At 69.8% G+C, this 14957-nt stretch carries 13 protein-coding genes; 8 read left to right on the top strand and 5 right to left on the bottom strand.

Annotated features, from left to right (window positions below; translation table 11 throughout):
• Positions 1-3087 (bottom strand): 3-carboxy-cis,cis-muconate cycloisomerase (gene pcaB, locus VGR06_RS42545; protein WP_327564947.1); only part of this gene is annotated, 3087 nt, incomplete at its 3' end.
• Positions 3088-3272: 185 nt separating this feature from the next.
• On the opposite strand from pcaB, the gene VGR06_RS42540 reads away from it, so the two are divergent.
• Positions 3273-4157 carry a hypothetical protein gene (locus VGR06_RS42540; protein ID WP_327564946.1) on the top strand — a complete coding sequence of 295 codons (885 nt, stop codon included), beginning with the start codon at positions 3273-3275 and terminating at the stop codon, positions 4155-4157.
• A 46-nt stretch (positions 4158-4203) separates the two neighbouring features.
• Positions 4204-5280: a hypothetical protein gene (locus tag VGR06_RS42535; RefSeq protein ID WP_327564945.1), complete on the top strand. Its 1077-nt coding sequence runs from the start codon at positions 4204-4206 to the stop codon at positions 5278-5280.
• A 50-nt stretch (positions 5281-5330) separates the two neighbouring features.
• Here the strand turns inward: VGR06_RS42535 and VGR06_RS42530 are convergent, their stop codons facing one another.
• Positions 5331-6344 (bottom strand): methyltransferase, encoded by a 1014-nt coding sequence (locus tag VGR06_RS42530; RefSeq protein ID WP_327564944.1) that lies wholly within the window; start codon positions 6342-6344, stop codon positions 5331-5333.
• A gap of 152 nt (positions 6345-6496) precedes the next feature.
• Here VGR06_RS42530 and VGR06_RS42525 point away from each other — a divergent pair, with 152 nt between their 5' ends.
• Positions 6497-7300: a hypothetical protein gene (locus tag VGR06_RS42525; protein WP_327564943.1), complete on the top strand. Its 804-nt coding sequence runs from the start codon at positions 6497-6499 to the stop codon at positions 7298-7300.
• Positions 7301-7357: 57 nt separating this feature from the next.
• On the opposite strand, the gene VGR06_RS42520 is transcribed toward VGR06_RS42525, so the two are convergent.
• Genes VGR06_RS42520 through VGR06_RS42510 form a run of 3 tightly spaced genes read right to left on the bottom strand, consistent with a single transcriptional unit; the run spans position 7358 to position 10398 of the window.
• Positions 7358-8596 carry a hypothetical protein gene (locus tag VGR06_RS42520; RefSeq protein ID WP_327564942.1) on the bottom strand — a complete coding sequence of 413 codons (1239 nt, stop codon included), beginning with the start codon at positions 8594-8596 and terminating at the stop codon, positions 7358-7360.
• Positions 8597-8615: 19 nt separating this feature from the next.
• A complete protein-coding gene (locus VGR06_RS42515) occupies positions 8616-9338 on the bottom strand; it encodes an esterase family protein (protein WP_327564941.1) in 723 nt (240 codons plus the stop codon).
• Positions 9331-10398 carry an alpha/beta hydrolase gene (locus tag VGR06_RS42510; RefSeq protein ID WP_327564940.1) on the bottom strand — a complete coding sequence of 356 codons (1068 nt, stop codon included), beginning with the start codon at positions 10396-10398 and terminating at the stop codon, positions 9331-9333. Before VGR06_RS42510 ends, VGR06_RS42515 begins: the two co-directional genes overlap by 8 nt.
• A 36-nt stretch (positions 10399-10434) precedes the next feature.
• On the opposite strand from VGR06_RS42510, the gene VGR06_RS42505 reads away from it, so the two are divergent.
• The 5 genes from VGR06_RS42505 to VGR06_RS42485 form a co-directional block, all read left to right on the top strand.
• Positions 10435-10872, top strand: coding sequence for an SRPBCC family protein (locus tag VGR06_RS42505; protein ID WP_327564939.1), 438 nt, complete (start codon positions 10435-10437; stop codon positions 10870-10872).
• Positions 10869-11315 (top strand): GNAT family N-acetyltransferase, encoded by a 447-nt coding sequence (locus tag VGR06_RS42500; RefSeq protein WP_327564949.1) that lies wholly within the window; start codon positions 10869-10871, stop codon positions 11313-11315. The genes VGR06_RS42505 and VGR06_RS42500 overlap by 4 nt, the downstream gene beginning before the upstream one ends.
• A gap of 40 nt (positions 11316-11355) precedes the next feature.
• The gene (locus VGR06_RS42495; protein ID WP_414637459.1) at positions 11356-12936 is read left to right on the top strand and encodes an amidase; all 1581 of its coding nucleotides are present in this window, start codon (positions 11356-11358) and stop codon (positions 12934-12936) included.
• 43 nt (positions 12937-12979) lie between these two features.
• Positions 12980-14359, top strand: coding sequence for a glutamine synthetase family protein (locus tag VGR06_RS42490; protein WP_327564938.1), 1380 nt, complete (start codon positions 12980-12982; stop codon positions 14357-14359).
• 276 nt (positions 14360-14635) lie between these two features.
• A partial coding sequence (locus tag VGR06_RS42485) for an AAA family ATPase (protein ID WP_327564937.1) occupies positions 14636-14957 on the top strand: 322 nt, incomplete at its 3' end.

Here is a 14957-nt window from a genome sequence, read left to right as displayed (position 1 = left end):
GTTTTCCCGCATGCGTTCCGGCACCACGACCAGACCCTCGGCCAGCGCGGCGGCGTTGGTGGCCGCGCCGGCGGCCAGCCGCAGGCATTCCCGCAGCGGCTGCCACTCGGCGTGCCAGGCGCCGGCTGAGCGCTCGTCCTCGGCGATCATCGACTGGAACAACACGGTGGCGTAGGGCGGAAGCTGCCGCGCCGCCGTCATGATCAGCGTGGCGTACACGGGGTTGTGCTTCTGCGGCATGGCCGAGGAGGCGCCACGGCCGGGAGCGCTGGGCTCGATCACCTCGCGGATCTCGGTTCGGGTGAGCACCTGGACGTCCTGGGCGAACTTGCCGAGCGCGCCAGTGGTGGTGGCCAGCGCCCCGGCCACGTCGGCCAGCGGTGTGCGGATACCGTGCCAGGGCACCAACGGCGCGCGCAGGCCGAGCTGCGCGGCGAACGGCTCGATCAGCTCCACGCCACCGTCGTGCCGCACCCCGGCGAGTTCGGCGTACTCCGCGTAGGCGGACAGCGTGCCGGCCGCCCCACCCAGCGAGGCCGGCAGGTCGGCACGCACCCGGCGCACCCGCTCCCGCGCGTCCAGCACCAGTTCCAGCCAGCCGGCCGCCTTGAGCCCGAACGTGATCGGCACCGCGTGCTGGGTCAGCGTGCGGCCCACCATCGCCGTGTCCCGGTGCTGTTCCACCAGCGAAGCCAACCCACGGGCACACCGGGCGAGCTGATCGTCTACATAGGACAAGGCTCGCGCGCAGACCAGCATCATCCCCGAGTCCAGGATGTCCTGGCTGGTGCTGCCCCGATGCACGTAATCGGCCGCCGTGGCGTCCACATCGGACACCACCGAGGTCAGCTGGTTGACCAGCACCACAACGGGGTTGGCCGTGGCGTGCACCCCGGTGGCGATCCCGGCCAGGTCCAGCTTCTCCACCCGGCAGCAATCCGCGATGGTCTCCGCCGCCCGCTTCGGCACCACGCCCAGCTCGGCCTGCGCCCGGGCCAGCGCCGCCTCCGCGTCCAACATCGCCTGCACCCAGGCGGCGTCGGTGACCAGCGCGTCCACCCCGGTGCCGGCCCAACCGGGGGACAGCAGTCCACTTTCGACACTCGGCTCAGCGGGCATGGTGACGGGTCCTTGTCTGCTCGGGTTACCGGCCACCGCAAGGCTCGCATGCGCGACCGCGTCGGCGTCGGCCAGGATGACCGAGTTCACGCCCGGACGGATACCGGCGGCGGTCACCCAGTGCACGGTCTCGGTGGGCACGCCGAACGCGAACCGGCGTGGGTGCGGCCGCCGGCCCGCGTCGAGCAGGTTGTACGGCCGCGGGGTCACTGCGAGCCCACCGGTCTGGTAGTAACCGCCGGCCTGCCACGGAATCTGGTGCAAAGCGCACTCGCCGCTGGCCAGCAGCCCGCTGATCAGCGGGTCGGTGGTGGCCCGGATGTCCGGGTCCGGCATCCGCGCCTCGATCAGGAACCGCGACCGGTACTCCTGTCCCGGAATCCGTGACGTCGCAAGGAAATCCGCGCCGTCTTCAGGCATCCCGACGGTCATGCCCGGCCCGAGGACGTGCACCACCCCGGCCTCGATCAGCGCGATCAGCTCCTCGATCCGCCGCACCGGCGGTCCAATGGAGACAAAGGCGTTCAGCGGCGTGTACCAGCCTTGCAGATCGTCCCGGTAGGACTCGCCGGAGACGCCGCCATGGTCGACCACGAGCCGGATCTCGTTGCGCAGGTCGCGCATGATGTCCAGCGCGGCCTTCACCGGGCTCCGCACGTTGCCCCGCTTGGCCTCCCGGACATCGCCGGCCAGGTAGGAGATCAGCCACGTGTGGTACTCGTCTCCACCGGCGAACCCCTTGTCCCCGTACGGATGCGCGATCGCGTGCCAGTCCCAGCGCTCGTCCGGTCCGATGCCGAATGCCGCCAGCAACTCGCGCTCCGCGCCGGTCTCCGCGATCGCCAGCGGATCCGCCGGTGGTGCCGGGAAGTTCCCACCGGCCCACAGCATCCGGTACCGGTGCATGAACGCCTTGCCGTGCCGCTCCCCGGACCGCGCCGACAGCAGCCGCGCGTAGTACACCGCCCGCACGTCCCGGTCGATGATCGGCCAGACCTGCTCCCGGAAGTCCACCGGATCGCCGGCCTCCGCCTGTGCCCGCATCCCGGCGATCACCTTCGGGGTCAGGAACGACAGCCCGTACCGCCCGAACGGTCCCTTCTGGTTCTCCCCGCGCGCGTGGTACGGCACCCCGCGCCGCGACCCGGTGATCAGCAGCGGCTCCTGCCCGGACGGGTGGTACTCCAGCCGGTCGTCCAGGTTCCGCACGAACCCACCGCCGCGCCCCACCGTCAGCAATGCCATGTAGTCGAAGAAGTTCAGCCCCATCCCGCGCACCACCACCGGCTCACCCGGGGCGATGTCGTCCAGCTCCACCTCCGCCGGATTCACCGGCGCCACATACCGCAACCCGTTCCGCGCGGCATATGCCGCGAGCTTCTCCTCCGCCGCCGAGATCCGCGCCGGCAGATGCCCCTGGGTGAGCACCACCGCCTCGAGCCCACCGAGCGCCGTCCCGTCGGAAAGCCGGACCTCCTGCCGCCCACCCGCGCCGTCCGCGACCCCCACCGCCCGCTGCGGATACACGCTCACCTCGACGTGCTCCGGCGCCGTCCGCATCAGATGCCGCAACACCCACTGCAGGTAATACCCATAGAACGCCCGCGTCGGATACTCGTCCGGCCCCAACCGCGCGCCCTCGTTCCGCACCCACTCCGGCACGTTGTCGTCAAACGAGTCGAACCGCGCCACGAACCGCGCCCAGTCGTACAGGCTCGGCCCCTCCACCATCGGCCCCGCACAGTCCACCGTCTCGTCGACGAACATGGTGATCTGCGACGCCACCGTGTTCATCAGCAGGTTGCGCGCCTGGCCCGTCCGCCACACCGCGCTCCCGTCATGCACATGCGGGTCAACCAGATGCACCCGCACCCGCCCGCCCGCCACCCCCCGCTCGCCCGCGATGGCGACCAGCCGCTCGAACACCGACAGACCCCGGGGCCCCGCCCCGACAATGCAGATCTCCAACCGCCCGTTCCCCACACACTCTCCACTGGTCGGCAAACTCTAAACCGCCCCCGCTGACCTGGTCGACCGTCACTCGGCGTAACGCTTTGCCCCATCCGGCGACTCTCCGGCCGTATGCCCGCCCCGCGTCTGGAGGTGCCGTGACCGAGAACTCGTCCGCAGGCCTGGTGATGTTAGGGGCCGAAGTGACGGTCACAGTGACCCGTGAGGAACACCACCAAGCCGCGCTCGCCCGCTATCCCGTCGCCCCGGGCACCCAACGCCAGGTCACCGTCGAGCTCGGCTGGTGCACCATCGCCTCCGGCAAGTACCGCGGCCAACCCGCCATCGAAGTCCGCCTCGACGGCACTCGCGTGGGCGAGCTCACCTACCTGATGTCCCAGCGCTACGCCCCGCTGATCACCGGCGTCGCCACCCACGGCGGCCGCCCAGCCTGCGCGGCCCTGATCCAACGCGGCACCCGCGGCCTCGAGCTCCTCCTGCGCCTGCCCCGCGACGGTGCCAGCCCCGTTCCGGTCCCGACGCCCACACCGACTCCTCAGCCCGGCCCCACACCGACCCGCCCGCGCCGCATCTTCTCCTCACACCGCCCCGCCTGGATCGCCGCCGCCGTCGTCGGCCTGATCTTCATCGTCGCCCTGGCCAACAACAGCAACGACGACTCGCCACCAGCGGCGAACACTGTGTCCGACACCAGCACGACCACCACCGCGCCCACCACGACAACAACCCCGCCGCCGACCACCACCGAGCCCACGACCACCACGACGGTCATCGCCCCGCCGCCACCGCCCAACCCGCCGGTGCCCAACCCGCCAGCACCCCAACAGCCCGCCCCGAAGACCACGACGAAGCGCACCACGCCGCCGCCCGCGCCCCCGGTGACACCGCCGCCCGCCCCCCAACCGCCCTGCGATCCCAACTACACCGGCTGCGTTCCCGTCGCCTCCGACGTCGACTGCGCGGGCGGAACCGGCAACGGCCCCGCCTACGTGCAGGGCCCGATCCGCGTCATCGGCACCGACATCTACGACCTCGACCGCGACGGCGACGGCATCGCCTGCGAGTAGTTCCAATACGGCCGACCCGCCGAACCCGTTGCGGCAGACTGCCGGGGTGGCGCGACATCTGCTGTGGCTGCTGCCGATCGTCGCCCTGGCCGCCTGCGGCTCGCGGGCCGGGGGAGCCGGTGCGCCATCGTCGCCGGCCCTGCCGCCCACCGTGTCCGCCCCGGCCACGCTGCTCCCGGACGGCACCGTGCCCTGGGTCGACGAGCCTGCGGGGGAGAGGGAGTTCAGCCTGCCACCGCCGGCACGTCGGGTCGACCCGAACGCCAAGCCCTGCCTCGCAGGTGACCTTCGAGGCGAGCTCACCCAGTGGACAGCTCCGGGGAACAGCGGCGAACCGGGCGTCCCCCAACGGGAACCACCGAAACTGATCGGCTACGCCCGGGTCGCCAACACCGGCCAGCAAACCTGCCGGCTCCACGGCGAGGTCGACACCCGCCTCCGCGACCGCACCGGCGAGCTCAAGATCGGCTACTCGCGCAACGTCAACGATGAGGCCGAACAGCGCGTGACCATCGTCCCGCCCGGCGAGTCGGCGGACCTCCGCCTCGACTGGTCCGCGCCGTTCTGCGCACCCCACGACGGCTCACTGGAACTGGAGATCACCCTTCCGGAAAACGGCGGCAAGCTCCGCGCCCCGATCACCGCCACCTCGGTCCCGCCCTGCGGCCGCCCCAGCGAAACCCACCCGGAGATCACGTCGTTCCTCGCCAGCAGCGTCTTCGACGAGCCGTCCAGGGAAACCGCGATGGACTCCCCGCTGGCCGCGCTCACCGCCACCATCGAACCGGTCCCCACCGCGAAACCCGGCGACCTGGTCACCTTCCACGTCCGCCTGACCAATCCGACCGCCGCCGCGATCCCGCTCGACCCGGGCCCCGGCTACCTTCAGGAACGCTTCTCCCAGGGCACCGCCGAACTCCGGGCCATCAACGACAGCGGCCTGTACCGCCTGAACTGCCGCCCCGTGAGAAGCATCCCCGCCCACGGCACAATCCGGTTCGCCATGGGCGTGCACATCCCCACGGAACTCACCGCAGACCGGGCGCTCACCGTGACCTGGCGCCTGACCGCCCCGAAGCTGGCCAGCGGCCCGTGGGCCAACCTCACCCTGACCGCCGCCTGACCGCCTCGGCGTGTCGCGCATCCGCCCAGCCATGAATCGCTCTGGTCCCGTCATCGCCCTTCGACCAGCGACACCAGGCCCGCGGTCCGATAGACGCCACCCGGCGCGAAGCCGGCTCCCCTGAACAGATCGTGCAGCTCGCCGACCGACCGCTGCCGCCCGTCATCGGTCTGGGTAAGCATGATCAGGTCCACGACGGTCAGAACCGGGTGTGTTTCGGTGTGCTCAAGCGTCCCCTCGATCACCACGATCCGCGAACCCGCCGGGGCCGCCGCCCGCACCCCGCCGAGAATCCTCGCGCACGCCGCGTCGTCCCAGTCGTGCAACACATCCTTCAGCACATACAGGTCGGCGTGTACGTCCAGCGTCCCGAAGAGGTCGCCACCCTTCAGCTCCACCCGGTCCCGCACCCCGGCCGCCGCCAGGTACTCCTCCGCCTCCGCCAGCACCGCCGGCGAGTCGACAAGCACCCCACGCAACCCCGGCCGCGCCTTGAGCACCCCCGCCAGCACCGCGCCCAACCCACCTCCCACATCGCACACGGTTCCGCGCTCCGGCCACGGATACGCCCCGACGATCCCCGGCACCTCCTGCTCCGTGAACCGCCGCATCGCCGTGTTGAAAAGCTCGTGCTCTCCCGGGTTCTCCGCATAGTGCTGCCACACCGAATGCCCGTGCACTCGCGGAAATGCTCCACGCCCGGTCCGCACGCTCTCCAGCAGATCGGTCCACGGCAGCACGGTCGACCGCAACGCCAGGTACCGCGCCCACGACCGCACACTCCCCGGATGATCACTCCGCAGCGGCCGCCCCAGCCGCCCCAACCGAAACCGCCCCTTCCCATCCAGACTCAGCACGCCCATCGCCGCCGCCACCCGCAACACCCGATGCAGGACCCCGGCGTCGACCCTGAGCTCGACGGCCAACTCCGCCGCCGTCCTCGGCCTTTTCACCAGCAGGTCGGCCACTCCCAACTCCGCCACCACCCCCACGACGAACGTGCTCACCAGCGCCGCCGACCGCTCCAGCAAGGCAACCTCGGCCGGCGCCAACCGGTCGGCCACCCGCCGCAATCCCCGCCGCACCCCTGTGATCGCCGAAACCACAACCCTCGGTGGACCCATGTTGTCCAATCTAGCAGATTCACTCGATCAGGTGATTTCGGACGTTCGCCACCGCCGTTTGCTGAATAATGGTCACCAGGTGGCTGACCGAGGTGTTCATGGAAGAACTCTGCAAGCAACTGGAATGGAGCTTCCTGAACGCCGCGTCCAATTTCAGTTCGTTCACCGGGCTCGCGGCAAGCCTCGTCCTCGCCTCCATGGTCATCATTCTGGTCGAGTACAAGGGCGACGAGAATCCCACCGCCGCCGTCGCCATGTTCACCGTGACGTTGCTCGCCCTGGGCACGGACACGTTCATCTTCGGCGCGGCGAGCGGCGAAGTGATGTGCGCCCGCGGCGGCGCCCAGGGCCTCATCGGCAGCAGCACCATGGCCACCGGAGTATCGATCCTGCTGCTCGGCGTCACCCTGCTGCAGGACAAATTCAAGCATGCCCACGCCGGCCTGACCCTCCTCGGCAACATCGTGACCACCATGGGCGCGACCGGCGCCATGACCCTGCTGGCACTCTGGGCCGTCAGAATCGTCAACAACCTGACGCTCCTACACCTGCGACCGGCGCCCCCGATGCCCTACTGGCCCGCACTGATCCTTTCCCTCGCATTCCTGGCCACAACCATAGCCATCGCACTCCTGGCGCCGAACGACCGTGTCCGCCAGGCCGCGGTCATCGCCACCACCTGCATTTATCTGCTACACATCTTCCTCGCCTTCCTGATGTACATAGCCACCATCATGATCCCGACCAACCAATGGACAGTCCACACGGATTCACCCGTCCTCATCCTCACCATCACCGTCGCGATCGCATTCCCCTTCATCGAGCTCGCCGGCGTCGTCATGTCCCTCGACTGGCGCGGCGGACGAGAATTCACGCGAGCACCGCGCACCGCGTGATCCGGCTGGTGAAGCTGGTGGATGCGGTGAACGCCGCGCTGGATGATCTTCGGTCACTCAAACAGACTGGTCGTTGACCCAGGCGGCGAGGAGGCCGCGGAAGTGGGCGACGAAGCGGTCGTGCTCCGCGGCCGGATAGGTGGCCTGGACGGTGTCGACCAGCAGCTTGTCGAACTCGGGGGAGCGGACCCAGTCGTAGACCACCGAGTCCACATGGGACAGGCGTGAGGCGCAGAAGTCGAGGTAGCGCTCGGTTTCGAAGTAGTCGTCGGCCAGGCGGCCGTACTCGGTGAGTTTTTCGTTGTAGGACAGGTCTGAGCGGTCGGCGATTTCGAAGTAGCGGCTGGTGTCGAGGTCGAGACGGGGGCGGCGGCCGGTGGCGCAGCAGAAGACCGTCCACCGAACAAGAGCGGCCATGGCCCAGGGGAAGTAGTAGTGCAGCGAGGTCAGCGCAACGTCGGGGCAGGCGTTGGCGTAGTCGATGGGGTGCACGTCCCCACCACGCACCAACGTCTCGCAGGAGTTGAACTCCCAGCGGAAGAAGGCGTTGACGAGGCGGGAGATCGTGGTGACCTCCCAGCCGGCGTCGGGGGAGAGGAAGCCGTGGGAGACCTCGTAGCGGTCGTGCATCGGCAGCTCTGGGCGGAAGCGCATGACCATGGTCTCGGCGCCGATGGACAGGGAGCGGGCGAAGGAGTCGTAACCCTCTACTGAGGACTGGAGGTGCATGAGTCGTTCGCCGGAGGTGTCGTAGGCGGCGTGCAACTCCGCGCTGTTGCGGACGCGGGACACGCCGACCCAGGCGCCGCCGTCGTAGGGTTTCATGAACAGGGGGTAGCCGAGCTCCTCGGCGACGGCGTCGAGGTCGAACGGCCGGTTGTAGCGCTCCGCGGTGTATGCATAACGCGCGTTGTCAAGAGGATGCTTGTAAGGAACGAGCACCGTGTCGGGAACGTTCAAACCCAGGCGCATCATGGCGCAGTACGCGGCGTGCTTTTCCATGGACTGAAACGTGAACGGGCTGTTCAAAAGATATACGTCGTCCATCAGAGCGATCTTTTTCAGCCACTCGCGGGGGTGGTAGTACCAGTAGGCGAGGCGGTCGATCACCAGGGAGTGGCGCGGTTTGTAGCGAAGATCGAAGGGCTCGATGGTGACGCGTTTGACGTCGAAGGCGTGCGTGCGGCCCACGCCGTCGGCAACAGGGCCGACGCGGCGGAGAATCTCGGTGAACGCGGTGGGCCAGTCTTCTTCGGTGCCCAGCAGCAGGCCGACCAGATGATCGACGGTGGTCATCGTGCGACCTCCTTGAGGGTCAACAGAAACGGGGTAGGTGGTGGGCCCACTGGCGGCGCCAGGACGGCCAGTCGTGCGGGACGTCGTGGCCCCAGAGGTCGAGCTCGCAGCGGATTCCCTTGTCGCGCAACAGGGCGGCCATCCACTTGGTGGACTCCAAAGAGCCGGTGGTGTCCTCCCACTGGCCCTGGCCGCACACCAGGAGCACGGAAAGCCTGGAGCGGAGCCATTCCAGATGCGAGCCGTGCAGGTTGGGCACGTAGCTGACCGGGTTGTTGAAGTAGGTGGACATGCCGTGCTCGCCCCAGCCGCGCCAGCTCGTCGTGTCGTAGTTGCCGGAGAAACACAACGCCAGGACGAACGTGTCCGCATGGCGGAGCGCGATGTTCAACGCGTGGTATGCGCCCATCGAGCAGCCGGCGGTGGCGATCTCCACGTCTCCGCCGCCGCAGTCGTCCACAATGTACTTGGCGACGGTGTGCACGATCCAGTCCTCGTAGCGCTCGTGCTCGCGGGCCCGTTCCTCCACAGGAAGATGGCTGGCGGACCAGCTCGCCGAGTCGTAGGAGTCCACACAGTACAGTTTGACCCGCCCGGCGGTAAGAAGGTCGCCGGCGGCGCTGACCAGGCCGTTGGACTCGGCGTCGTGCGCGTTGCCGGCTTCGCTCGGGAACATCAGCACCGGCCGGCCCCAGTGCCCGTGCACCAGGACCCGGCCGCCGGGCAACGAGACCTCACGCATGGTCCCACACCTTCGCCAGCAGGTCGGTCAGGTAAGGGTCGAACGCGTCGCGCCAGGCGACGTAGTTGTGCGCGTCGGGCACCTCGTGGAACTCCACCGGATAGCCCTGATGGCGCAGGGTCTGCGCCATGAGCCGGTTGTTGTGCACGTTCTCCTCGACCGCGCCGCAGGTGAGCGTGGTTGGAACCGCGCGGCCGGCGCCCGCGCCCCGCAACACGGCGCCGACGTAGCGGGTAACCCTTGGGTAGTAAGGGAAATCCGACTCGCACTCGTCGTACTGCGGCACGAAGAAGCTCCCGGACTGCAGAAACAGCCCGCCGACCGCATCGGGATAACGCCGCTGTGCGTGCAGAGCGGCGAGCCCGCCGAGGCTGGCCCCCATCAACACAACCGGGCCGCGGGTTCCGAGCTTGGCGTGCAATTCCGGCAGCACCGCGGTCGCCAGGGCCGTGGCATACGCCGGGTTGGCGGAGTAGCGCTGATCCCGCTCGCCCGGCGCCGCCATCGCCAGGTGAAACGACGGCACCCGCCCGTCCCGCACCATTGTCGCGGCGAACGCGCCCAGTGCCGCGAGGCGCGTGTATTCCGGCCCGTCGTGCGCCACGAGCAGCCTCGACGTCGACCCCGGCGGCGACAGCACGGCGACGTCGACCGCGCCCACCCCGGTCGGGACGCTCAGCCGCGTGTGCACCGGCCAGGCCGCGGCGCCCGCGAGCCAGGCCGGCGCGGTGTACTCCGGCATCCCCAGCACGGACTTGTCGCCGAACGCGCCGGGCGTGAGCACCGGGTTGGTCGGGTCGGTGGTGGTCTCCGCGCCGCCGTCGGCGTGCCGGAGCGTGAGCTGGTACTCCATCCGGCGCACCGCCGGCCGCGGCAGCACCAGCGTCCAACTGCGGGACGGGTCGTCGTACCGGAACTCCACGTCCTGGCCCGGCAGGTCCAGCTCGTGCGCCAGCCTGACCCCGACCAGGCGTTTCTGCGGGTCGGCCAGCGTGAAGGCGATCTCGTGCGCGCCCACCCGCGGTCCGACCGGCACCGGTGCGCCATTGGGGTCGGCCATACCTCGACCCTAAGCCGGTCGGGCACCATGGTCGACATGACGGCCCACGAGATCACCGCGCGCGTCCCGGTCCCCGGCCCGGTGCCGGCCGTCTGGGCGGTGCTGACCGACTGGCCGCACCAGGGCGAGTGGATGCTCGGCACCAAGGTGCGCGTGGTGTCCGGCGACGGCCACTCGGTGGGCTCCCGGCTGATCGGCTTCACCGGCGTGCTCGACGTGGGCTTCCTCGACGAGCTGGAGATCGTCGAGTGGACCCCGCCGCGGATGTGCCGCGCCCGCCACCTCGGCAGGCTCCTGCGCGGCACCGCGTCCTTCGCCGTCGACCCGCGCGACAATGGTTCGGTGATCACCTGGACCGAGCGCCTCGACCCGCCGTTCGGCCCGCTCGGCGCCCTTGGCCTGCGGGTTCTGGCGCCATTACTGTCCTGGGGCATGGCCCGATCCCTGCGCCGCCTCGCCGCCCGCCCTTGGTGATCCGCCGCGCCACCCCGGCCGACGCCGCCGCCATGGCCGAGGTGTGGCTCCGCTCCCGCACCGCCGCGCTCCCCACGGTCCGCCGCGCGCACTCCGATGACGATGTACGCGCCTGGTTCCGCAACGTCGTCGTGCCGCACCGGGAAAGCTGGGTGGCCGACGACGAAGGGGTGATCGTCGGCCTGCTCGTCCTCGACGGCTCCTGGGTCAGCCAGCTCTACGTCGAGCCCGCCCGCCGCGGCGAAGGCATCGGCACCAGCTTGCTCAACCACGCCAAACAGCAGTGTCCGGACGGCCTGGAGCTGTGGACGTTCCAGGTCAACGTGCTCGCCCAACGGTTCTACGAAAACCACGGCTTCGTCGAGGTCGAACGCACCGACGGCGCGGCCAACGAGGAGCTCGAGCCGGACGTCCGGTACGTGTGGAATCGTGCAGTGGAATAGCCCCAATGGAAGCTTGACCCGCCTCCGGACGGGGAGTTGCGTGGACGCCGTGCGAACCCTGCGACTCGCCCTCCTCGCCGCGACGACCGTCACCGCGGCGCTCCTCACGTCCCCCGCCGCGGCCGCGCCGCTCGACCAGTCCGCCGGCCTCGGCTTCGACCTCGACTCGGCCACGATCCCGGACCTGCAGCAGCGCATGGATCACGGCCGCCTCAGCTCCGTCCAGCTCACCAGCGCCTACTTGAGCCGGATCCGGTCCGTCGACCCCAAGATCCACTCGGTGATCGCGCTGAACCAGCGCGCGACCAGCGAGGCCGCCGCCAGCGACCTGCGCCGCAGCGGCCATCACACGTTGAGCCCGCTCGACGGAATTCCGGTGCTGCTCAAGGACAACGTCGACACCCGCAGCATGCCGACCACCGCCGGCTCCCGCGCGCTCACCCGGACCCGCCCCGCCGCCGACGCCCACCTCGTGGACCAGCTCAGGCGCGGTGGTGCGGTGATCCTCGGCAAGGTCAACCTGTCCGAGTGGGCCAACTTCCGCTCGACGCACTCGACTTCCGGGTGGTCCGGCGTCGGCGGGCAGACCAACAACCCCTACGTGCTGGACCGAAATCCCTGCGGCTCGTCGTCCGGCTCCGGTGCCGCCGTCGCCGCGTCGCTGGCCCAGGTCGCCATCGGCACGGAGACCGACGGTTCCATCGTCTGCCCGTCCGGGATCAACGACATCGTGGGCCACAAGCCGACCCTGGGCCTGGTCAGCCGGGCCGGCGTGGTGCCGATCTCGGCCGAGCAGGACACCGCCGGCCCGATGACCCGGCACGTCATCGACTCCGCGATCACGCTGTCCGTCATCCAGGGCCGCGACGCCGCCGACCCCGCCACCGGCGCCATCCCGTCGACCCAGCCGCGTGACTACGCCCGGCTGCTCCGCCCGGATGCGTTGCGCGGCGCCAGGATCGGCATCTGGCGACTGTCCGGAGCGGACGCCGACGTGGACCGCGTGGTGAATGACGCCGTGGCCACGCTGCGGGCCCGCGGCGCCACCACGGTCGACGTCGACCTGCCGTTCCAGGACGCGGTCAACCAGAACGAGTTCCCCGCGCTGATGACCGAGTTCCGCCGCGACCTCAACAACTACCTGGCCGCGCGCCCCGGCGGCCCGGACACGCTGGCCGAGCTGATCGAGTTCAACAAGAACGATCCGGTCGAGCTGTCCAAGTTCGGTCAGGAGATCTTCGAGCTCTCCGAGGCCGCACCACGGCCCAACGATCCGGTGTACCTGGAGCAGCGCCGCGTCGCCACCACGTCGGCGAAACGCTCCATCGACGAGACGATGGCCCGGTTCCACCTGGACGCGATCATGGCGCCGACCAACAGCCCGGCCTGGAAGACCGACTACGCCGCCGGCGACGCGTTCATCCTCGGCTCGTCCACCCCGGCCGCCGTCGCCGGCTACCCGAACGTGCAGGTGCCGGCCGGGTTCGCCGGTCCGCTGCCGATCGGCGTGTCGTTCTTCGCCGGCCGCTGGCAGGACGCGACCGTGCTGGCGTTCGCCGCCGCGTTCGAGCGTGCCCAGCCGGCGCGCCGGGTACCGCAGTTCATTCCGACGATCGGCTGAACCTGGGCAACGATCATGCCGGCCATGCGGCACCATGGCCGGCATGGTTACTGCTGACCGGATTCCGGCCGACGCCGCCGACGCGGCCCGGCGGGTCGAGTCACTGGAGCTCGCCGGCGTCGAGCTCGTCGAGCTGTCCTTTGTGGACAACGCGGGGATCACCCGGGTGAAGACCGTGCCCCTGGGCCGCCTGGCCTCCGCCGCGGTGCACGGCGTCGGCGCCTCGCCCTGCTTCGACACGTTCGGCTCCGACGACCTGATGGTGCCCGGCCGCTACCTCGGCGGTCCCGACGGCGACCTCCGGCTCATTCCCGACCTCGACCGCGCCGTGGCGTTGGCCGGCGCCCCCGGCTGGGCCTGGGCGCCGGCCGACCGCTTCACCCAGGACGGCGCCCGCTACGTGGCCTGCCAGCGTGCCTTCGCCACCCGCCAGGTCGCCGCCGCGGCCACTCAAGGCCTCACCCTCCGCATGGCCTTCGAACACGAATGGATCCTCGGCCGCGCCGGCGAACCGGCGTTCATACCGGCCTTCGACGGCCCGGCCTACGGCCAGATCCGGCTCGAACACGTCGCCGCCTATGCCCGCGAGCTGGTCTCCGACCTCCAGGCGCAGGGCCTGTCCGTCGACCAGTTCCACCCCGAGTACGCGTTGGCTCAGCTCGAGCTCTCCGTCGCCGCCACCGACCCCGTAGCCGCCGCCGACGACGCCGTGCTCGTCCGCCACACGATCCGCACCCGCAGCCTCCACCACGGCTGGCGCGCCACCTTCGCCCCCAGCGTCGACCCCGACGGCGCCGGCTCCGGCGCCCACCTCCACCTCTCCGTCCACAACACCGACGGCACCCTGATGTCCGGCGGCCCCGGCCCCGCCGGCCTCCACCCCGCCGCCGAGTCCTTCCTGGCCGGCGTGCTCCGCGAACTCCCCGCCCTGGTAGCCATCGGCGCCGGCCACCCCGTCAGCTTGCTGCGCCTGCTGCCCTCCCGCTGGGCCGGCATCTGGCAGTGCTGGGGCATCGAAACCCGCGAAACCGCCCTCCGCCTGATCACCGGCCTCCCCGGCACCGGCACCTGGTCCGCCAACGCCGAGATCAAATGCTTCGACGCCACCGCCAACCCCTACCTCCTCGCCGGCTCAGTCATCGCCGCCGGCCTCGCCGGCATCGCCGACGACCTCAAACTCCCCGCCCCCGTCACCGGCGACCCCGCCCTGCTCGACCCGGTACAGCAAGCCGCCGCCGGAATCCACCGCCTCCCGACTTCGACCACCGAAGCCGCCACCGCCCTGGAGTCCTCCACCACCCTCGCCACCGCCCTGGGCCCCGAACTCCACGACGCCATCCTCACCGTCCGCCGCGCCGAAGCCGACCGCTGCGCGGGCCTCGACGCCGCCAAGCTGGCCGAGACCACCCGCTGGCGGTGGTGACGGACCTGGTATGTATCAGTAGATCCACGGATGTCTCGGACCCACGATCGGTCGAAGGTTACGTACGTTCGTCCGCCTGATGAGACAGAAGGTCCCGGTGGTTATCCTGATACGCGTCGGTTTTCTTATCCGCTGCTTTGTGTGCACGGTGTTGATCACTTCCTTGGTCATGCTGGGTGTCTATCGACAAGCGGATCGCGAAGTTCCACCGTCCAACAACAGGACGGAAAACATCGTGGGCACGGTGGAAACGAGATAGCGTTGTACTATAGGGACGTGGCGGGTGAGACCACGCTAGTCGGCCGAGACGTTGAGTTCTCCTGGTTGGTCGGGTGGATCGAGGACCTGGTTTCCGGAACCGGAGGCGCTGTCCTCATTGAAGGCGAGCCCGGCATAGGCAAGTCAGCGCTGGTGCGAGCCGCCGCGATGGCGGCGGAACAACGTGGTTGCCAGGTATTCCTGGCCGCCGCGGACGAGTTGGGACAGGCGCTTCCGTTGCAACCGCTACTGGATGCGTTGCGCGCACGAGAGTCTGGAGGCGAGCCTCGACTGGCAACCATTCTGCGGTTGCTGCACGGCGAGTTGCCTAGCAATGGAG

Origin of the sequence: Actinophytocola sp. (assembly GCF_036002505.1) — a bacterium.
Taxonomy (GTDB): Bacteria; Actinomycetota; Actinomycetes; order Mycobacteriales; family Pseudonocardiaceae; genus DASYTH01.
This window is presented reverse-complemented; position numbering and strand designations above follow the sequence as displayed.